At 47.1% G+C, this 20,980-nt stretch carries 16 protein-coding genes and 1 pseudogene; all 17 read right to left on the reverse strand.

Going from position 1 to position 20,980, the window contains the following annotated elements; genetic code table 11:
- Window positions 1-2: 2 nt before the first annotated feature.
- On the reverse strand, window positions 3-395 hold the full coding sequence (locus tag QMA13_RS19865) for a VOC family protein (RefSeq protein ID WP_282943454.1): 393 nt from the start codon (window positions 393-395) through the stop codon (window positions 3-5).
- Window positions 395-1,357, reverse strand: coding sequence for an ADP-ribosylglycohydrolase family protein (locus QMA13_RS19870; protein WP_282935489.1), 963 nt, complete (start codon window positions 1,355-1,357; stop codon window positions 395-397). The genes QMA13_RS19865 and QMA13_RS19870 overlap by 1 nt, the downstream gene beginning before the upstream one ends.
- Before the next feature lie 202 nt (window positions 1,358-1,559).
- Window positions 1,560-2,264: a peptidylprolyl isomerase gene (locus QMA13_RS19875; protein ID WP_282935490.1), complete on the reverse strand. Its 705-nt coding sequence runs from the start codon at window positions 2,262-2,264 to the stop codon at window positions 1,560-1,562.
- A gap of 161 nt (window positions 2,265-2,425) precedes the next feature.
- Window positions 2,426-5,188 carry a transglycosylase domain-containing protein gene (locus QMA13_RS19880; RefSeq protein WP_282935491.1) on the reverse strand — a complete coding sequence of 921 codons (2,763 nt, stop codon included), beginning with the start codon at window positions 5,186-5,188 and terminating at the stop codon, window positions 2,426-2,428.
- A gap of 238 nt (window positions 5,189-5,426) precedes the next feature.
- Window positions 5,427-5,666 (reverse strand): RNA chaperone Hfq, encoded by a 240-nt coding sequence (gene hfq, locus QMA13_RS19885; protein ID WP_028548519.1) that lies wholly within the window; start codon window positions 5,664-5,666, stop codon window positions 5,427-5,429.
- A gap of 11 nt (window positions 5,667-5,677) precedes the next feature.
- Window positions 5,678-6,646, reverse strand: a complete 969-nt coding sequence (gene miaA, locus QMA13_RS19890) for a tRNA (adenosine(37)-N6)-dimethylallyltransferase MiaA (protein WP_282935492.1) — start codon at window positions 6,644-6,646, stop codon at window positions 5,678-5,680.
- The gene (locus QMA13_RS19895; protein WP_282935493.1) at window positions 6,643-7,440 is read right to left on the reverse strand and encodes a class I SAM-dependent methyltransferase; all 798 of its coding nucleotides are present in this window, start codon (window positions 7,438-7,440) and stop codon (window positions 6,643-6,645) included. The genes miaA and QMA13_RS19895 overlap by 4 nt, the downstream gene beginning before the upstream one ends.
- Window positions 7,441-9,519 carry a DNA mismatch repair endonuclease MutL gene (gene mutL / locus QMA13_RS19900; RefSeq protein ID WP_282935494.1) on the reverse strand — a complete coding sequence of 693 codons (2,079 nt, stop codon included), beginning with the start codon at window positions 9,517-9,519 and terminating at the stop codon, window positions 7,441-7,443. It abuts the gene before it with no gap.
- A 5-nt stretch (window positions 9,520-9,524) separates the two neighbouring features.
- Entirely contained in the window at window positions 9,525-10,979 is a 1,455-nt protein-coding gene (locus QMA13_RS19905; RefSeq protein ID WP_282935495.1) for a S41 family peptidase, read from the reverse strand.
- Between the two features lie 42 nt (window positions 10,980-11,021).
- Window positions 11,022-13,790 (reverse strand): DNA mismatch repair protein MutS, encoded by a 2,769-nt coding sequence (mutS, locus tag QMA13_RS19910; RefSeq protein WP_282935496.1) that lies wholly within the window; start codon window positions 13,788-13,790, stop codon window positions 11,022-11,024.
- Window positions 13,791-13,863: 73 nt separating this feature from the next.
- Complete coding sequence (locus QMA13_RS19915) at window positions 13,864-15,303, reverse strand: putative amidoligase domain-containing protein (RefSeq protein ID WP_282935497.1); 1,440 nt, start codon at window positions 15,301-15,303, stop codon at window positions 13,864-13,866.
- 143 nt (window positions 15,304-15,446) lie between these two features.
- The gene (locus QMA13_RS19920; protein WP_282935498.1) at window positions 15,447-16,013 is read right to left on the reverse strand and encodes an outer spore coat protein CotE; all 567 of its coding nucleotides are present in this window, start codon (window positions 16,011-16,013) and stop codon (window positions 15,447-15,449) included.
- A 106-nt stretch (window positions 16,014-16,119) separates the two neighbouring features.
- Window positions 16,120-17,100 (reverse strand): aromatic acid exporter family protein, encoded by a 981-nt coding sequence (locus tag QMA13_RS19925; protein WP_282935499.1) that lies wholly within the window; start codon window positions 17,098-17,100, stop codon window positions 16,120-16,122.
- A 152-nt stretch (window positions 17,101-17,252) separates the two neighbouring features.
- Window positions 17,253-18,104, reverse strand: a complete 852-nt coding sequence (locus QMA13_RS19930; RefSeq protein ID WP_282943457.1) for an ABC transporter permease — start codon at window positions 18,102-18,104, stop codon at window positions 17,253-17,255.
- A 3-nt stretch (window positions 18,105-18,107) separates the two neighbouring features.
- Window positions 18,108-18,887 (reverse strand): annotated as a pseudogene (locus tag QMA13_RS19935) (ABC transporter ATP-binding protein); the annotation flags it as partial.
- A gap of 45 nt (window positions 18,888-18,932) precedes the next feature.
- Window positions 18,933-19,946, reverse strand: coding sequence for an ABC transporter substrate-binding protein (locus QMA13_RS19940; RefSeq protein WP_282935500.1), 1,014 nt, complete (start codon window positions 19,944-19,946; stop codon window positions 18,933-18,935).
- 142 nt (window positions 19,947-20,088) lie between these two features.
- Window positions 20,089-20,964 carry an ABC transporter ATP-binding protein gene (locus tag QMA13_RS19945; RefSeq protein WP_282935501.1) on the reverse strand — a complete coding sequence of 292 codons (876 nt, stop codon included), beginning with the start codon at window positions 20,962-20,964 and terminating at the stop codon, window positions 20,089-20,091.
- Window positions 20,965-20,980: the final 16 nt, after the last annotated feature.

Raw genomic sequence — 20,980 nt, forward strand, 5'->3', positions numbered from 1 at the left:
GCTTATTTCCACACCTTCATCCTATCCGCCAATGTTCCTGTAAAAAGCTCAAGCTCCGTCCCATCAGGATCGAGAAAATTAATGCTCCAACCCCCGCCTCGAGATATTGGACCTCTGACTATAGGGATGTTTGCTCGCTGCAGAGTTTGTACTGCTTCAGAAAAATCAGACTCTGCTATCGAGAAAGCCAAATGATCCATTCCGCTTGACTCTGTACGATCCACTTTATCATGAGGACGCTCCAACAAGCATATCCACGCATCGCCCCATTCTAAATACACATCCGTCGCGCCGCGATGCACGAGCTTCATTCCGAGTACGTCCACATAGAACGCTAGAGAGGACTCCAAATGATTTACTTTTAATGTGATGTGGTTAAAGCCAATTGCAGGTATCATAGTGCATGCTCTCGACGAACATAACTCTCGGATGCTTGCATTAACCCGACCGCGGTTTGTTCTATGTAGGATTTCATCGTAAGCTTGTTCAGCCAATCGGTAGGAATACTATGAACACCGTAATAGGCCCCTGCCAGTTGACCATAAATGGCTCCTGTCGTGTCCGCATCGTCTCCCAGGTTAACAGCCATGATACAGCCTTCCTCAAAGCTGTTGCTGCGATAGAAAGCCCACAGTGCTGCTTCCAGTGCATCTACGACATAACCCGTTCCTTTAATTTCTGGAGGCTGTTTGGACTTATAGGACCCTGCTGCAACCATCTCGATTTCCGGGACGAGAATATGCTGTTCCCAATAACCATCAACCGGTGAAAAACAATAAGACAAAAGCTCATCCTTTGCCCTTCCCTGTAGGGCCCCAACTATCAAGCCTCCATAATATCGGCAAGCGTCAACCGACAGGACGTTACCGTGAGTCGTTAAGGAGCTGTCTCCTGAACGAAAAATCGCTTCTTCCGGATATTCAGCAAAATACATCGGAACCGGTGCTAATCGCATCAACGCACCATTACCTGCAGCCATTCGTTTAATCGAACCGCTAAAAGGCTCCAGTGTCTGCTCAAACCGCTCCAGTGCCGCTCTCACCGTATTCCCGATGTCGAAGCAGATACCTGTGGAGCTCATATATCCATCGCGATACCACCGGACATAGCGCTGTATTTGATCTAGTGGATGAAACATTCGACAGTGCAGCAAGCTTTCCGCCAAACATAGCGCCATGGATGTATCGTCTGTCCATTGTCCTGCCTCTAACTGGAAGGGGCCACCACCTATCATGTCGTGAATGGGCTCAAAGCTGCCGGGGGACTGAAATTCAAGTGTTGTTCCCAAGGCATCTCCTACCGCTAGTCCAAATAAGCACCCTTGATATCTATCCGTTTTAGTTATTAATGAGGTCACGTCATTCACTCCTTTCATCCTACTAGAAGCTCAGGAATTTAAACAGCTTTATAATAAACCGCTTGAAAAAATACAGCGCGGAATCCCTTCCACGCTGATAGTATTACTATGAGTATGTTTGCAAATCAACAGCTATATTTTATAGCTATTCATCAAATCGAATGGAATGCCCTATCCGTGTACAAAAAAATAAAAGATTCAATTATTTTTCGGTAATCGTTACAGCTTGAATCGTCACTTTTTCCTTCGGTTTACTTACTTCGGATCCATTGGATTCAACCGGTGTGGATGCAATTTTCTGAACGACATCCATACCTTCGGAAACTTTACCGAAGATCGTATAATTCGGCATCTTGTTCAAGCCCTTGCTGTCTTCCCCCGTGCAAATGAAGAATTGACTTCCGTTCGTATTCGGACCTGCATTAGCCATAGCTACAATGCCTGGTTCGTATTGGTAGGTTGTCTTCAGCTCGTCCTCAAATTTGTATCCAGGACCTCCACGTCCAGTTCCTTCAGGGTCTCCGGTTTGAATCATAAAGGACTTAATAATACGGTGGAACACAACATCGTTGTAAAAGCCCTCTTTGGATAAGAATACAAAGTTATTGACGGTTTTAGGAGCCTCTTTGGCAAATAAGTCAATTTTGAAAGTTCCTTGAGATGTCGTAACCGTAGCTTGGTACGTTTTGTTTTGGTCAATCTTCATTTCCGGTGGGGAAGACCAGCTTTTCTTACCCTGAGGCTGAGGTGTTGCTTGGCTTGCAGGCGGTTGGCTCGCGGAAGGCTGGCTACCGTTCGTCTTCCCTTGATCTGGTGCCGGTTTGGTACCGCATGCCGAAAGTAATAGCGTACATACTACGGCTACGGAAGCCCATTTTGTGATCTTAGCTGTTAGTGATGCTTTCATGTTCCATCATTCAACTCCATACGTGTAATTTATGGACAAGTCCATATCCACTATTATACTACGACTGGCCAAATATTAACAAAACCTCCAAGATGGACTCTTGGAGGTTGATGTTGGAGAGCCGCACCATGCGGCTCGCTTTTTTTGTATGGCACGCACGGTCAGCGCGTGCCTGATGCAGCACCGCTTGGCGGTGGCGTAGCCACAGCCGCGTCGGTGCTGCCAAGCCCGGCACCATTGCCGGTGCCGCTGCCTTGCGGCGGGGTAGCGCCTTGCGCGCCCGCCCCCGGCGGAGGCGTAACAGGGGCGTTGCCCCCTGTTGTGCCTCCGCTTCCGCTGCCCGTGCCTGGGGCAGCGGGATTTCCCGCACCGGAGCCTTGCGATCCGGTGCCTGTGCCCGTTCCGGTGCCGGTTCCTCCGGCACCGCTGTTGTTACCGCCGGGCTTCCCTGTCCCGCCCGGCTGTTGTCCGGTTGAGCCCTGCGGGCTGCCATTGTTACCTTGGCCCTGGCCTTGGTTCGTATTCCCATTGTTATTTCCTTGACCTTGACCGCTTCCTTGGCCTTGGGTACCACCATTTCCATTTTGGCCTGAATTACTATTCCCGCCTACGGTCCCGCCATTTGGTCCTCTTCCGTCATTACTGTTACCGTTGCCGTTGCCGTTTTGACCGGGTTTACCTGTTTGACCTTGATTTCCGTTCTGGCCTTGGTTACCGTTAGGACCCTGATTGCCTTGGCCTTGACCGTTCTGCTGTCCTTGACCCAAACCATCCACATTATTATCACCAGGGACTACCACGGTAGCCATATTGGATTGCGCTCCGGCAGATCCGCTTTCCGGATTAAGTGGAACAACAACATATTGATAAGTCGTTCCCGGCTTCGAAATGTCCTTCACTTGGGTATACTGCGTCATCAGCATCGGCTCGGCAGGGAAATCCTTGTCCTTGTCTTCCTTGCGGAAAATCTGATAAGACACATTGTCACCGACGCCAGTCCAGCTCAGCATGACGGATCGAGCATCTTTGTCATACTCCGCCTTCAAGTCACCAATAGCTTTAGGCGGTGCTCCCAATTCCGGCACGTTATCCGGCTTTTTAAATTGCGTCATTGGCTTTTTAGCCAATGCCTTTTGCATGACTTCTTTGAAAATAACAGCCGGCGTACCGCTGCTCATCGTAACATAATGCTTTGCATCCGCTTTGTCGAAGCCGATCCATACCGCCGCACTCCACTCCGGAGTATATCCCGTGAACCACAGATCGCGGTTGTATTTCTCAAGCCCTTTGATAACGTTTTGCGTTGAACCGGTTTTCCCAGCCAAAGGACGATCGAACTTGGCCGATGCTCCTGTTCCTCCAGGTCCCACAACGCCTTCCAAGAGCTGTGTCATATAGTAAGCTGTCTTCGGACTCATGACAGATTTCTTTTCTTGTTTGAACGTGAATAAGTCTTCGCCCTTATCATTCTGAATTTTTACAATCGAATGTGTTTTGTTCAGATAACCATTGTTGCCGAATGCAGCATAGGCCGTCGCCATCTGAACCGGGCTTGCTCCTTTAGTCAATCCGCCCAGTGCTATCGCTAGGTTTCTATCCTTTACCGGATCGAGCGGTATTCCCATATTTATAGCGAAATCCATACCTTTCTTAACGGGAAGCTCGTTCAGAAGCCATATGGCTGGGGCATTCATCGATAGCTTAACCGCATCAAACATCGTCACTTGCCCACGATAGACTCCGTCATAATTTCGCGGAGAATAGCCGCTATAGGAGACTTCCTTATCTTGCAGCATGCTGTAAGGCGTATATTTGCCGCTCTCAATTGCTGGAGCATATGCAACGATAGGCTTAATTGAGGAACCCGGCTGTTGAGGTATCGTTGCCCTGTTCAAGCCTCGGGCTACATAGCCTCTCCCCCCGATGATGCCTACGAGACCGCCATCCTCGTTATTGATGATAGCCATGGCCCCTTGCATTTTTTGTTCTGGGCCATCCTTTTGGAAAAACTTATCATTCGCAAACGTCTGTTCCATCACTTTTTGCGCTGTAGAATCCATGGTCGTATAAATTTTGTAACCATTGGTCAGCACGTCATCCTCAGATAGACCGTAAACATCGTTCGCTTCACCCAATACATAATCCGTAAACGTCAAATAGTCATTGCTGTTGTTCGTAGTCGTTTGTGGAGGGACATATTCAACCGCCTCCGCTTTAAGACGTTCAGCCTCAGTAATATAACCTTGATCCTGCATCAGCTTTAATACTACGCTGCGGCGTTCCTTGGATTTTTCCGGATTCGATATCGGATTATAAGTGCTTGGCGCCTTCGGTATGGCTGCAAGTGTCGCCATTTGCCATATTTCCAACTTGCTTAAGTCAGACACATTAAAATATTTTTTGGCCGCCACTTTCACACCGAAAGCCCGGTTCCCGAAGAAAATACGGTTCAGATACTTGGTCAATATTTCGTCCTTGGAAAAATTATTTTCCAATGCAACGGCAATCGACATTTCCGTCGCTTTACGGAAAAACGTTTTATTGCTCGATAAAAATACGTTCTTGGCTAACTGCTGTGTGATCGTGCTTCCGCCCTCTACCGCGCTCCTTGCTACGACGTCCTTCACAAGGGCACGTCCAATACCCATGAAATCTATCCCGGAATGCTGACCGAAGCGCCGGTCCTCCGTCGCAATAAATGCCTCCTTCAGCTTCTGAGGAATTTCCTCCGGCTGCACAACTTCACGGTTCTCCCTTGATAAAGTCGCTATCTCAGTTCCAGATACATCATAGATGTGTGAGGCTTCATCCATATCCAGCTTATCAATATTTTCCTTAAGCAGCCTGTCACCATTAATAATGATAAAGATATATACGCCCAGAGCACATATCAGAGCTAATACAGCAGCGATAAACGTGAACATCAAAGCTTTTCCAGCACTAAACTTATTTTTTTCTTTTTTTAGGTTTCCCCGTTGGTGTTTTTTTCGCAGCAGACATCTCTCTCCGTCACCTCTTTTGTCTCTATAAAGCTAATCTTTGGATGTGGTAATAAAAGAACAACCCAAACATCACGGGTTGCTCTTATGGACGTTATTAAATTAGACGGTTCATAGAGCCGAAATGTTGCGCAACGTCCTGGCCTCCACCTTTATTAGGCTTCTAGCCTTCGGCGTTGTTATCCTGCATCAATGAAACGGAACGCTGTGGGGTAAAAGTTGAAATTGCATGTTTGTAAACCATCTGCTGGCGGCCTTCGCTATCAATGATGATGGTGAAATTATCGAACGCACGGATGATTCCGCGAATTTGAAACCCATTTGTCAAGTAGACAGTAACTGGGATATTTTCCTTGCGCAGCTGGTTCAAAAATGTGTCTTGAATATTGATCGATTTATTCATCATGGGCCCCCTCAAATAAATTGACGTTCGATTTTTAGCTTATCTGCTATTATAGCATGAATCTGATCCAAGTGGGCAGAAAAATTTTCCAGATTACTGACGTCCACCCACTCGATATCCTTCATGTGGCGAAACCATGAGAGCTGGCGTTTGGCGAATCTTCGGGTATCCTGCTTCAGCTGAATAACCGCCTCTTCCAGGGTCATTGCCCCCTCCAAATAGCCTAAAATCTCCTTGTAGCCGAGTCCCTGCATCGAGATGTGCTGCATTCCGTAACCTTTGTCTCGAAGGCGCTGCACCTCTTCCAACAGGCCCTGCTCCATCATGAGATCGATACGCTCTTCAATACGTTTATATAGTAAAGCTCTGTCCATTGTCAACCCGACGATACATAGTTCGTAAGGAGACTGTTTTTTCTGTACCTTTAATTGCTCCGAAAGTCTCTCGCCTGTTAAGTGAAATACTTCCAAAGCCCTAATGATTCGACGCTGGTCGTTAGGATGCAGCCTTTGAGCTGATTCCTGATCAACCTCACGCAGCCTTTCCCACAACGCTTCATTCCCTTGCTGTTCGGCATATACGCGCTGCTCTTCTCGAAACTCATCATCCGACCCGACTTCACTAAATTGATAGTCATAGCACACGGATTCAACGTAAAGTCCGGTGCCTCCAACTATAAAAGGCAATTTCCCCCTATTGTGGATATCATTAATCAGCCCTCTGGACCTTTCTTGAAATTCCGCAACCGAGAAAGGATGATCCGGATCATGTATATCGATCAGATGATGCGGTATTCCATTTTGTTCCTCTGGCGTCACTTTGGCCGTGCCGATATCCATCCCACGATACACTTGCATAGAATCCCCTGAGATGATTTCGGCTCCGTACTCGGATGCCAGCTTAAGACTAAGCTTCGTCTTGCCAACCGCAGTCGGTCCAACAAGGACGAGCAGCCTGGGCTTAACCAAAGCCTCTGTCACAATCGTATCACTCCGTAAGCAATTTTCGTTGTTGAGCGGTGCATTTCATTAAATCCTAATCTTGCGAACTCACCGCTGTCCCGATGTTCCTTCATGACGACCGTCCTGCGAGCGACTCTTAAAGCTTCAGTCACCGCTTGCTCGGAAAGAGGTCTTGGATCTGCAAGTCCCCGAATCGATCTGATGGAGCTTGATTCATGAATGGGCTTGCGGAACATCGGATCGAAGTAAACGACATCAAACGATCGGTCTTCCTGCTGCTGTAAAAAGGTGAGATGATCTGCCTGAAATGTGCGGATACGCCGCATAGCCTCTGTCATCCCGGCAATATCAGACTCATAAGAACCCAAGCCATGTTCCAGCAGTAGGCACTGAAGCGGACTGCTTTCCAACGCAGTCACCTTTCCTGATTCGCCAACAGCAAATGAAAATACAATGGAATCGGACCCAAGACCGGCTGTACAATCCAACACTGAATCACCGGATTGAACTTGTGCAAACTGCATCAAGGTATCCTGTTCCCCGTTAAGGAGTCGTTTAATTCGTATAGCTGCCGTGCTGGGATGAAAAAACATTGCAGGCTGCTGTTCATGATAATACTCTATTCGCTCTCTGGATACAAGCAGGATATCCATTTCTTTATAATGCTCCCTCAGCTGGGGCAGTGAATACCGTGCCCTGGGCACGATTCTATGATGTCCCGTTACCCCCTGCGTCTGCTGAAGCTGGTTCAGGAGCTGGCGTGCAAGCTCCAGTTGATCTTGTCGTGGATCATAAGATGTTGTAATCAGCACCTACATCACCCGCTTAAACATTTTTTCCAGCTCGTAGGTGGAGAAGCTGATAACAATGGGACGACCATGAGGGCAAGTATACGGATTTCTGCAGCCTGCCAACCGGTCAAGCAGCACTTCAATTTCCAGCGTACTCAAGCTTTGATTAGCTTTGATTGACGCCTTACATGAACACATGATGGCTGCCTTTTCACGCAGTTTTCCAAGATCAATGGATTTCCGTTCAGACAGCAGCCACTCGGTCATTTCCTCAACGAGAGCACGCTCATCTCCAACTGGAAACCAATGCGGATATGCTCTGACCAAATAATCATTACCACCAAACGGCTCCAAATAAACTCCTGCTTGTTCCAATATTGGAACCTTTTCCTTTAGCCGCTCAGCCTCTGAAGGGGTAAACTCCAATGTAATAGGCACTAGCAGCTCTTGACTGGCTTCCGCGGGTTTCCCGAATTTCTCGTAATAATATTCATAGTTAATCCGCTCGTGCGCGGCATGCTGATCGATTAAAAACAAACCTTCCTCATTCTGAGCTACAATATACGTACCGTGCATTTGCCCGATAGCATATAGCTTAGGAAATGCTGGAAGCGAAGGTGCCTCATGCTCTTCATCTGCCGCAATGGAACGAAGGAGCGCAGCACTTGCAGCCGCTTGCTCCTTAGCTGTTCGTTCTTTGTCACGATCACGATAATCTGCACCATCCACTCGTTGGGATGTCTGATTGCGCGAGAATCCATTGTTGGCATCCTGATAACTACCGGCTGTACTTGAAGGTCTCCCAGCTCTAAAGCTGTCTCCACGACTATCCAGCCGTTCTGAGGACATATCGTTTCTAAGAGCACTTCGTTCCGTGAAAGAAGGAGTATTATAGCTCTGTCTTCTGTCTTCCTTATCAAACGCGTTACTTGTCTTCCATGCTTCAGTTGATTGCTTTTGGGATATCCCATTACTTTCAACTATTCCGGAAGCCCCATTTGGTGACGCTGGGGGCATCGACGGAGAAGATGAGGGGCGATACAGCTCCATCTGTTCCTGTACAAATGCCTCTTTCTTGAGCTTGTTTGCAGAGGCTGCAGATGGAATAAGAACCTGCTTGTTCAATACTTGGCGAACTTGCTGCTCCACGAATTGAATAAGCTCCTGCTCTTTGCTGAATCGAACTTCCAGCTTTGCAGGATGAACATTCACATCCACAAGCGTAGGGTCTGTTTGGATATGAAATGCAGCAATCGGATAACGGTTGATTGGCAGCAGAGTATGGTATCCCTGCAGCAAGGCATGAATCAACGTGTAATTCCGGATATACCGCCCGTTGATGACCGTGGAGATGCCGTTACGATTAGCACGTGTCGTCTCTGGTTTACCAATAAAGCCTCTTATGGAGTAATCCAGATGCTCACCCTCAATGGGGAGCATATTTTTAGCTACTGCCGTCCCATATATAGCGGCTATGACCTGAAGCATGTCGCCATTGCCAAGAGTCTGAATCAACTGACTTCCGTTATGCTTCAGAGTAAACGCAATTTCCGGATGGGCCAGACTCAATCTATAAATGAAATCGGAGACATGTCCGAGCTCGGTTTGAATCGTCTTCATGTATTTTAATCGGGCAGGCGTATTAAAGAACAACTCTCTAACCTGAATATCCGTGCCTCTTGGTGAAGCTGTGTCCTCGAATTCTTTGACCGTACCACCCTCGATGACCATCCGATAGCCAAGTCCGGTCGACTCGGTGGATGTAACGCAGGTAACCTTAGATACAGCCGCGATACTTGGCAATGCTTCGCCTCTGAAGCCGAGCGTTCGGATCGAGAACAAATCCTGACTGTTTGCAATCTTACTCGTTGCATGGCGGAAGAAAGCGACCTCGCAGTCGTCTCTCTCCATTCCTGAGCCGTTATCGGTAACGCGAATCAGCTCAAGTCCACCTTCTTCTATAGTCACATCGATCCTTGTGCTTCCTGCATCAATCGCATTTTCCACCAATTCCTTCACGACCGAAGAGGGTCTTTCCACCACTTCACCAGCAGCGATCTGGTTGGCAATATGCTCATCCAAAATTTTTATTATACCCATAGCGATTACCCCTTAGATACGCTTAGATCCACCTGTCCATCGTTATCGGACCAGTTCAGCTCCGCGAAATCCTGTTTCACTCGACTCACATTCAAATAACTTGATCCGTTTTGGAGCAGCAACGATCCGTCTGTCGTAGTATAAGCATGTTTCGTATCGTTCAGCGCCACCTCAACAGCCTGCTGTTCGGCATTCCATTGAATGGAGCCTCCTAAGAGAGCGCTCAACAGTCTGGAAGGTACATAGAGCTCTCCATTGGAACGAACAACGTCGAAGCTGTCTTCTACAGCTATCTGATTAATAGAAACGCCTTGTTTACTTAGTTCTACATTCACCTTGCTTTGACCCGCCTCGTGAAGCGCTGTAATGAGCTGCGGCACCTCTCCATCCACTTCCAAATCTGGATTCAAGCCGACTTTGTTCACTTTGCGCAGCTTCGGCGTCAAGTATTCCTCGATCGTGACTTTCAACGCACCGCCATTGGCAAGTGGAAATACGGACTGTACACTTCCTTTTCCGTAAGTCTTCTTACCGATTACCTTGGCAACAATATTGTAATCTTGTAGAGCTCCCGTCAGCACCTCAGAAGCGCTGGCACTGTATTCATTCACCAAAATGTATAAAGGAAAAGACTGTGTCGTTCCATTAGAAAACGTTACAGGCACATCCACATTGTTTTTGTCCTTGGTATGGATCAGTACGCCTTCCTTAACGAACAGCTTGGCCATATTTTCCGCAGTTTCTACCAAGCCTCCCGGATTATCGCGCAGATCCAAGATCAGGCTGTTAATTCCCTGCTTTTTCAAATCAGCCAACTGCTCTGCGGTCTGCTCGTCGGCCTCGCTTGAAAAGCTGGTCACTCGAATATAGCCGACACCTTGGTCGAATCGTTTATGGGTAACAACCGGGACTTGAATCGTTTGTCTTGTCATATCGAGCACCAAGGATTGTTTGTTGCGTTCAACGGTGACGGATACAGCTGAACCTTCTGGCCCCATGATTTTCTTGGTTACGTCATCCAGCTTCAAGCCTTCCGCAGTTTCACCGTTAACAGCCGTTATTCTGTCACCCGGAAGCATTCCTGCTTTCTTGGCTGGACCATCAAACACTTCCGTCACATAAGCGTTATTATCTTCAGCACGGACGCGGACCCCGATACCTACATAGTTGTTTTCCAAGGTGTTCTGAAATTGCTTCAATTCATCAGCTGTAAAATAAATGGTATACGGATCATTTAACGACTCTACCATGGATTCGATCGCTACATCGGTCAGCTTCTGTTTCGTTGGAGCGCTGACATGATTTTGTTCTAGAAGATCAAGCACTTCCTTAAGACGTGCCGTATCGGCATCCGATTTGTCGGCAGCAAATACAGCAGACGCTGTTGGAAATAACAAGGTTAAAGATATAAGGGCAGCAGCAGTGCGCCGTACCATGGATCGGTTGCCGATCATTTTCATGAGGAATTCATCCTTTCAAAGTATGAAGCTAGGATTCAACATCTAGGATAATTGCTTTTTCAGTTCGAATAAAAAGTTCATCGCCATCATTGGCGTCATATTCATCAAATCTGCCGTTTTCAATTGCTCTGCAATCTGGTCCACACGTGGATCCGATTTTTTCTTCGATTTATCGCTGGTCGGTTCTGCCTCTTGGAACAAGCTTAATTGCACATAAGGGGCTTCCTTCACTTGATCCGTTCTCTTTGCTTGCGATCCAGCAGAAGGTACTTGTTCTTGCTCTACATCAACTGTCGGTTCTATGGAAGCAGCTCGCTCTTTGAGCAGCTTCACTTCGCTATGCACCAACTCAGGCTTTGTTGTCTCAGAGGTGGCTGCTGATTCTTGAGCATGTCCTTGAATCAGCTCTGAACGAGCTTCAAAGGTATGCAGCAGCTCGTAGGAACGATCAATAATGCCATTAGGCAATCCAGCGATTTGGGCGCAGTAGATGCCGTAGCTTGTACTTGCTGCACCTGGTATGAGCTTGCGTAAAAAAGTAACCTGACGTCCGCTTTCCTTAACCGCCATGCAGCAATTGCGCAGGCTTCCAAGCGTTTCCTCCAAATGAGCGAGCTCATGAAAGTGGGTTGAGACTAACGTTTTGCAGCCGATACGATCATGCAAAAATTCAATAACCGCCTGCGCGATAGCCATACCCTCTCCAGTTGATGTGCCACGGCCAAGCTCGTCGATAATAACCAAGCTTTTGTCCGTTGCCTTCTCAGTCATGACTTGGATATCCATCATCTCGACCATAAAGGTACTCTGACCGCCTATCAAATCATCGGCAGCCCCGATTCTTGTGAAAATCCGATCCAGAATCGGTACTTTGGCAGACCGTGCAGGCACGAAGCAGCCGATTTGAGCCATAAGGCAAATGATGGCAACCTGCCTCATATAAGTGCTTTTCCCCGCCATATTCGGACCGGTAATTAGCAGCATATGACCTTCTTCCGGGCTTAATCGTGTATCATTAGCAATAAAGACGCCGTCTTGCATCACAGCCTCCACAACCGGATGGCGGCCGTCTTCAATTTGAAGCTCGTAAAAGTCGCCTATCTCTGGTCGAGTGTAACGGTTAGCTGCACTCACCGCGGCAAGTGATTGGTATACATCGACAGTGGCGATCAGCTCTGCAAGCTGCTGAAGTCTTGAAATATGTGCAGATAGCTTGTCCCGCAGCTGCATGAAGAGCTCATATTCGAGATCAACCATTTTCTCTTGTGCCTCGAGAATAAGTCCTTCCTTCTCCTTCAGCTCCGGCGTTACGTAGCGTTCTGCATTCGCGAGCGTTTGCTTGCGCTCATAACGTCCTTCCTCCAAGGAAGACAGGTTCGCTTTCGTAACCTCGATATAGTAACCGAAAACTTTGTTATAACCGATCTTAAGCGACCTTACGCCAGTCCGTTCGCGTTCCTGTCTTTCCAGCTCGGCAATCCATCGCTTACCGTTCGTGCTCGCCTCTCGGAGCTGATCCAAATAGTCGTGATAACCGGCCTTTATCATGCCGCCATCCCTAACCGAGACCGGTGGTTCTTCCGTTATGGCCTCATCAATCCAGGACATTACGTCTTGACATGGATCGATTCTCGCAGTCAGCTTCGCAAGCGTTGATGAACCCGACATCTCACATATCTGCTTAAGATTAGGTACTTGCTGAAGCGACGCCTTCAAGGCGATCAGATCCCTGGCGTTCGCACTTCCATACGAGATTCGCGCCACAAGACGCTCCAAATCGTATACCTCTTTCAACGACTGCTTCAACTCATCGCGCACAATCAATTGATGATACAGCTTATCAACGGCTTCCAGACGTTCCTGAATAGAAGATTCGCTCATGAGGGGCTTCTCGATCCACCTGCGCAGTAAGCGTCCGCCCATAGCCGTAATGGTCTTATCCAACAGCCATAGCAGCGTACCTTTCTTAGCACGGTCCCGAACGGTCTCGACCAATTCCAGGTTCCGGCGCGTGAAAGGGTCCATAATCATATATTGATTCGGCTCATATACTCGGATGTGCTTAATATGTACAAGTGACCTCTTTTGCGTTTCCTGCAAATACTGCATCAATTGCTCAACGGAAGACTGCCCCTCTGAATGAAGGCCAGTCAGCTCATTATCGGCAAAAAAATCGCTCAGTTGAAAATCACTATGTACCTTACTCTCTCTTGGTGTTATTACCATGGAGTTTCCTAAAATGGATGAGGTATGTTCTTTAAGCTGCGTCAATAGCTCTGGGGTCCCCAACAGCTCTGATGGATGATATACGTTCATTTCATCGGCAACCAGCGCCAGCGTTCCTTCCAAACGGGTAACAAATAGCTCCCCCGTGGAGATATCGCAAGCAGCAAAGCCATACATTCCAGCTCTCGTCTCCGTGACGGATACCATGTAATTGTTGCTCGTTTCTCCAAGCAGCCGCGAATCCATAACGGTTCCGGGCGTAACGATACGAACAATTTCGCGTCTAACTACCCCTTTGGCTTGGGACGGGTCCTCGACCTGCTCGCAAATGGCAACCTTGTACCCTTTCTCTATCAAACGGGCTATATAGTTATCTGCCGAATGATAGGGAATGCCGCACATAGGAATGCGCTCCTCGGCTCCCCCTTCCCTTCCGGTCAGCGTAATTTCAAGTTCCTTGGAGGCATTCACAGCATCTTCAAAAAACATTTCATAAAAATCGCCTAAGCGAAAAAATAAAAAAGCGTCCTGCACCTCCGCCTTGATGGCTAGGTACTGCTCAATCATCGGCGTGTATTTGACCATGCTCGTTCCTCCATGCTACTTCATATCTACTTGCATAATTTATACAACTTCTATTGGTATGTTCCCTATTATATCATGAATTAGTAGACGATTCTTCTTTTCTATGAAAAGGCCCTATTTTCCATTTACGCCGAATATCCTCCTGTTCATTCCATGCTTGCATCTTTAACAGCAGTGATTTAAGCGGTGCTATGTAGGACTCATAATTACGGTAGGCTGGCAGCCTCATAAGGTCACTCCACAGCCCGGGGAGCAATGGCCGAATGCGTGATTTATCCCCTTTGTAGTAGGCTTCCTGCAGATCGGGCTCCGAAAGCGGTCTTGCCTGGAGCTGGTGATAATGGTCAGCTATGAGCTTGGAGAGTGCCAACACCCCCTTCGCCACTGTCGGAGAGATCATCCAGCTAGGTAATACACGGTATTCAAAGCCTCCGTGGCGCTGCCTGCGAAAATCGCCCAAGAAGCCGTATTTCGGCTTTCTCCCACCCGTCGTTTCATCTTCAAGTAAAATTAGCGGCAGCGCTAAATAATTGTCTAAGACTCTCAGCAGCTCACTGCTCAATCTGATACCGCTAAAATGGACGTGCCCGCCAAGCGGAAACCCTTTTACCGGCATCCCTCCAGCTACCCACTGCAGCGTTCCATCATTAATACTCCTGGAAGCCAGTTGCATCGTTCGATGCAAGTTCACGATCATCTGCCTCACATCTTTGCTTGGCTGCGGACGCAGCTCTGCCAAGGGATAGATTTTACGAAAATTGGGAAGCACTATGGAATCACATCCGACGGGTCCTTCTTTGTCCATAAATTTCGATGCAAAAATGACCTTGCCTTGTGGATTGAGCAGTAAAAACTCGGGATCCGCACCCAACGTCACTTCCTCCACGGGCTGTTTTGTCTCATCATCCAATTCCTTTGCAAACCGATTGATGGCATCAGCAAACAGCTCCGCAAGTTTTTCTGTCAGCTTTGGTACTGCCGACACTTCTAGGACATTCAATTCACCTCCGGGGCGGACCCCCACTCTTACTACACCATAATCCAACCCTAGAGCATAAATGCTTTTAATGGCTTCGCGCTTTGCTCTCATCGCATGGTATGAAGATGTTTCACTCACCACCTCAGCAAAATCTGATTCCTGTTGTTGGTGCAGTGGATGAGGAGTACCGAAAAAAATGCCCTTCGTTTTTTGAAAAAGAGACAACGCTTGAAGATGAAACACTGGAATGAGAAACTCATAAGTAAACCGCGGCAGCTCTGACTCTCCTTCGATCACCATACGAATACCGTGAAGCTGTAATAACTCCGCTGCTTTTCGAGAGTTAGAAGCCCGCAGCATACATTTTACAGGTTGAATGGCAAGTGGATCCGATTTCTCCGTATGGAAGCAGCCCCAATGGATGATGCATGTTTTCTCCAAAGGAGCTGCCAATCGCGTTCCATGCGGAACATCAACTCGATCCAGAAGCATTTGTAAAGTCGGTTCATTGGAATGAAGTAAAAATACGCGCACGATAAGCAGCCCCCCATCCTAGATATACCCATGTCATCCACGAAGCAAATGCCTATTTTTCAGGCGAACAACCATTGAAACAAAAAAGAGGGCTGACGCCCTCTGCCGAAATGAACTTAAGCTACATATAATGAAATTAGAAATCAGTTCAAATCGTCATCCAAGAAATCAGGATCAAGATCTTCAAAGTCGCCGTCCTCAGCATCGTCGAAGTCTACGGATTTGTCATCGAAATCATCGCTGCCATGAGGGTTCACCACAACCCAGATTTTCGTTTCTGCGATCATTTCGACTTTGAATTCGCGTTCCACGCGGATAATGACACTGTCACCGCTAGAAGAGATACTCGCCTCTACGCAGTTCGGTTCTTGAGTGGCAGCTGCTGTAACTTCGGCGGTCGACGGTCTGTGCTTCTTATCAAGATAAGAAAGCCCTACTGCTTCAACATAAGAGATCGTTTCTTTCGCAACATCGGTTTTGGTATTTTTGTCATACGAATACCAAATATTGATGTCGTAAGTACCCACTACTTCCACTTGATCTCCTGACTTCACCGCGTCATATTGGTTGTTGATAATCCAAGCACCCAAAATACTCGTCGGAGCATGAGGCGGAGTGACAGTGTTCGTTACTTGCGAAAATTTACGTCCTTTGCCGCAAACAGCCTTCGTATAGATCTCTCTGTAATGCAAATCTTTATCTAATGACATCTTTTCAACCTCCTCCATACAATCATTCATTACAATTGTATGCAGGACATTCGTCTAGGGTGACAAAAACTTTTCTCTCTTTTTCGAGATTTTATTCATTTTCATATTATGTTTGAGTCTGCGCCGTCTTCGAAGTTTTGGCGTGTTTTTGCTTTTTCTCCCGCTTGGCTATGTCAAGGAAAGCTTTGAGCTCCATCATAAGCTGCAGCAGCGCCGAACGCACTTCAAATTCCTCACGGGTGTGAGGCAGCGCCATTTGTCTATAGCTACCTATCAACAACTCTAATGCCTTCTCGGAGCGGCCTGTATAATATTCTACTTTAACATCTTCGCTTAAACGTTCGAGAACATTAGCTAGCAGCTCTCCATGAGGCAATGTTTGGTACACTTGAGCCACCAGTTGGATCATCCGGTCAATAGAATCCATCTGCTGCTTACGCATGATGAAATAGGATATCCATAGAGATTCTTCTTGAAAAAGCGAATTTTCCATCGAACGATATGCCGCTTCCAGCCCTCTCTCTAACAAATCTTGAGCCTCCAGCAGCTCTCTGCCGCTCCATATGTACTCGGTATCCTTCAAATGAATTGATAGTTGCACAAAAATGTGCGATAAGCACTCCTCCAGCTTCTCCCTTATTTCGAGCAGCTGCTTATCCTCCCGAGGCATATACACAATGTTAATGACCGTTGCGGTTCCCAATCCAATCAGCAATAAAGCCACTTCATTTAAAATCAATTCAATCGTAATCGGCTTAGCCATAAAAATATGAAACATGACGACCGAGCTCGTTACGACTCCATCTTTCAAACGTAAACGGACAAGCAGAGGATAAAGAATGAGGATACATAGGCTGATGACCCATATTTCAAACCCTAATACGCCGAATAATATAGCTGATAAAGTAACACTAACCAGAGATGCGGCAATTCGTTGAAAGGAGGTTCGCAAACCTTTCTTCTTTGTCACATCAACGCCTAGAATCGCCAGTAAACCAGCAGAAAGTGGCGAACGAATCCCGAACCATTGGGCCAAATAGATCGAAGCAAGTACGGCCAAAGCCGTTTTGATGACACGGATTCCCATAGAAAACCTCTCTTTTAGCATATGCGATTTAAATATTGTTATGGTTCTCTTATCGTTTTCCCCATCATCGGCAAAATTACCCGTACTTTTCATATCACTGCTTGTACAATAGCGAGATAAAGAAAAAGCTTCTTTCGAAGCTTTACAAATAATTAACGGCGCTTGTTCCCTATCAGCTTACCTTCCAAATAAGCGACACCTTGGTACATCACCGTTGCAGCTATGGCTATGATAATAACGCTGCCGATAACTAATGTGAAGTTAAACACCTGGAAACCATAAATAATAAGGTAACCTAGACCTTCTTTGGATACCAAAAATTCTCCCACGATCACTCCAACCCAAGACAGACCGACATTCACCTTAAGAGTAGATACAATCGTCGGGTAGGAAGCAGGTAAAATAACATTCTGATACACCTTACGTTTATTGCCCCCGAAGATGCGAATCACTTTTGTATAATTCGGATCCACTTCTTTAAAGCTTCCATACACGGTAAGAATCGTAATAATAACCGTTATAGATAAGGTCGTTGCAATAATGGATAGCACCCCGGGTCCGAGCGCTACAATAAATAATGGGCCTAAGGCAACTTTAGGCAAACTGTTCAAAACAACGATATACGGATCCAATACCCTCGACAGGAAAGGCGACCACCAAATTAAAGTTGCAATGGCCGTTCCGAACAGCGTTCCCAGCAAAAAGCCCGCTATCGTTTCCCACAAGGTAACCCCCACATGCAGGAGAAGTGAACCATCAACTAATTTGGTGTATAGAAGAACACCGATTCGGCTCGGATAACTGAACAATAATGTATCGATCCACTGAAGTCGGCCAGCTGCCTCCCACCATCCCATAAACAATAGCAAGATGGTCCATTGTGTGATTCGGACTTGATGTGTTGTTCTTCGTTCCCGCGCTTTATACCGTTCGAACTCCTGTTTCGTCAGATGCTCGTCATGGGCATAGTTCTGTGAATGATTCAACGGTGTCAGATCATTCATTCGTCCCCCCCTATCTGCATCCATATCGTCGAATTGTCCCCATAAGAGATGGAACAAATCATGGAATCCGGCTTCTTCTCTTGCCTTCAGAGGCAATGCCAACCGTATCGACTGTGGCACATCAACTTCAGCCCGAATTCTCCCAGGTCGAGGCTGCATCACAATAATCCGATCACTCATAGCAATAGCCTCCGAAATATCATGTGTAACCAATACAGCCGTCTTATTACGCGATCTCAGCGTCACCGCTACAAGATCTTCTAACTGCAGCTTCGTTTGGTAGTCGAGAGCGGAGAATGGCTCATCAAGCAGCAAAATATCGGGTTCTGTTGCTAACGTACGAACTAGAGCCACACGCTGTCTCATTCCCCCTGATAATTGCTGCGGATAGCTTTCTGCGTAATCCGATAATCCCATATCATGAAGCAGCTCAAGAACAAGTGCTTTGGATGCTGCATCCCGCTTCCCCATTAATTCCAGACCGATAGAGGCATTCTCATAAATCGTGCGCCACGGAAATAAGTAGTCCTGCTGCAGCATGTATCCTACCTTAGGTGATGGCTGCTTAATCCACTCTCCTGAAATGCGTACACTCCCCTGTGTAGGCGTCAGCAAACCGCTTATCAGCGACAGCAGCGTTGTTTTCCCGCAGCCGCTGGGGCCGATCAAGCTCACGAATTCTCCTTGATTCACATGCAGGCTTATTTGCTGAAGAGCCATTGTTGCGCCGCGTCCGTTCACATATACATGAGATAGCCCATCAAGCTCCACAACGGCTTGCATATCGAAACCCTCCCCTCGGTTCAACGATTTGTATTAGAAACATGATTATTTCACTGATTGTTTCGCTTTTTCGGCAAACTGATTGTTAACTAGCGCTTTGTAATCCGCACGCTGCTTCAGCTCACCAGCCGCCTCCATAACATCCTGCAAGTTGTTCCATTCCTGCTCGTCGATAATCCCATCCGTTGCGAATGAGCCTTGATCCTTATAGCGCTTTACAACACCCTGAATAATTTGTTTATCCGTATCTTGGAAAAAGGAAGCTATCGTATCTGTGATTTCATCGACGCTTGCTGTTTGCACCCAATTTTGTGCTTTTTGAACGGCATTTGTAAACTTCTGAATCGTATTCGTGTTTTTATCGATAAAGCTCTTTTTCGCCATAAAGACGGTGTAAGGCAGTCTGCCGCTTTCTACGCCGAAGGAAGCAATGACGTAGCCTTTGCCTTCTTTTTCAATGACGGTTGCCTGAGGCTCAAATAACTGTACATATTCACCCGTTCCTGATGCGAAAGCCGTAGGAATATTAGCAAAATCAACATTTTGGATAAGGTTGAGATCCTTTTGCGGATTGATGCCATGTTTTTTCAAAGTGAATTCACCGGCCATTTGCGGCATGCCGCCTTTGCGCTGTCCTAAGAACGTTTTGCCCTTCAAGGTGTTCCAGTCAAAAGTACCCGTTTGCGGCTTACGAGCTACCAGGAAGGTCCCATCTGTCTGTGTCAATTGGGCAAAATTGATAACGGGATCTCCGCTCCCTTGCTGCTGAACATAAATCGAGGTTTCCGATCCAACCAACGCTACATCAATCCCCCCGGAGAGCAGCGTCGTCATGGTCTTGTCGCCACCAGATGTAGTTGTCAAATCTACTTCCAGTCCTTGCTCTTTAAAAAAGCCTTTAGCTATTGCTACATACTCCGGAGCATAGAAGATGGATCTCGTAACCTCACCAATCCGTACCTTCGTTACCTCCTCTGTCTTCTTAGGTCCGCAGGCAGTCACTGTCAATGCTGCGGCCAGCAGAATGGCTAATGCTGCATACCATCTTTTCTTACTCATAAAGCAAGTCCCTCCATCTGTGTTCTTTGATTCGATAGTCTATGCAATAGCCCAGAAAAAGGTTAAAAACAGAAAGAACCGCCTGTACTCTCGTTAAAGAGTCAGACGGTTCTTTCATCGTTCCATAACCTAACTAGCAGTGCTAGGCAGTCGTGGGGACGCGTGATTCTGTTCGATTATTTGTAGTTGGCTGCTTGCCAGTCGATTCTGATACGGCCGGTTCAAGCCCAACGGTTCTTCCTTTGCCGTAAGGGATGCATAGCGGAGTACCGTAGAATGGATCCTTTAATACTTGGCACTCCAGATCGAATACCCCTTTGATCATCCCTTCTGTTACGATATCCTCCGGTTTTCCTTGTGCCCAGATCGCTCCGTTCTTCACGGCAATCATATGATGCGCATAACGGCAAGCCAGGTTAATATCGTGAAGGACCATTACCACGGTCCGGTTTTCTTTCTCATTCAATTCATACAACAGATCCAGCACTTCGACCTGATGCGTCAAATCCAAATATGTTGTAGGCTCATCCAGCAGAACCGTATCCGTTCCTTGGGCCAACGTCATGGCAATCCAAGCTCTTTGACGCTGTCCACCAGATAAAGAGTCCACCGTACGTTCGCTATATTCCGTCATTCCAGTTTCTTCCAAGGCCATGCGTACCATTCGCTCATCCTCTTGAGACCATTGCTGGAGCCAACTTTGGTAAGGATAGCGCCCTTGCTTGACCAACTGCAGTACAGTAAGCCCTTCGGGAGCCGAAGGCCCTTGCGGCAAAATCGCTAAACGCTTAGCGATTTCTCTAGTAGGTAGCTTTGCCAATTCATGCCCATCGAGGACAATGGTTCCTTTCTGCGGGTTTAGCAGTCGGGCAAGAGAACGCAGCAAAGTGGATTTGCCACAACCGTTACTGCCGATGAGCACTGTGATTTCTCCCTTTGGAATGTTCACACTCAAATCTTTAAATATAGGTACTGTTCCATAGGATAAGCTCAAGCCTTTGGCTTCCAAAGCGTGCATCCGAAGTCATCTCCTT

Origin of the sequence: Paenibacillus sp. RC67 (genome assembly GCF_030020805.1) — a bacterium.
Classification (GTDB): Bacteria; Bacillota; Bacilli; order Paenibacillales; family NBRC-103111; genus Paenibacillus_S.

Coding starts and splice junctions, on each gene's coding strand:
- QMA13_RS19875 (WP_282935490.1), bottom strand. CDS start 2,264: ATGAAAGCATCACTAACAGCTAAGATCACAAAATGGGCTTCCGTAGCC.
- QMA13_RS19880 (WP_282935491.1), bottom strand. CDS start 5,188: ATGTTCACGTTTATCGCTGCTGTATTAGCTCTGATATGTGCTCTGGGC.
- hfq (WP_028548519.1), bottom strand. CDS start 5,666: ATGAATAAATCGATCAATATTCAAGACACATTTTTGAACCAGCTGCGC.
- mutL (WP_282935494.1), bottom strand. CDS start 9,519: ATGGGTATAATAAAAATTTTGGATGAGCATATTGCCAACCAGATCGCT.
- QMA13_RS19905 (WP_282935495.1), bottom strand. CDS start 10,979: ATGAAAATGATCGGCAACCGATCCATGGTACGGCGCACTGCTGCTGCC.
- mutS (WP_282935496.1), bottom strand. CDS start 13,790: ATGGTCAAATACACGCCGATGATTGAGCAGTACCTAGCCATCAAGGCG.
- QMA13_RS19920 (WP_282935498.1), bottom strand. CDS start 16,013: ATGTCATTAGATAAAGATTTGCATTACAGAGAGATCTATACGAAGGCT.
- QMA13_RS19925 (WP_282935499.1), bottom strand. CDS start 17,100: ATGGGAATCCGTGTCATCAAAACGGCTTTGGCCGTACTTGCTTCGATC.
- QMA13_RS19930 (WP_282943457.1), bottom strand. CDS start 18,104: ATGAATGATCTGACACCGTTGAATCATTCACAGAACTATGCCCATGAC.
- QMA13_RS19940 (WP_282935500.1), bottom strand. CDS start 19,946: ATGAGTAAGAAAAGATGGTATGCAGCATTAGCCATTCTGCTGGCCGCA.
- QMA13_RS19945 (WP_282935501.1), bottom strand. CDS start 20,964: ATGCACGCTTTGGAAGCCAAAGGCTTGAGCTTATCCTATGGAACAGTA.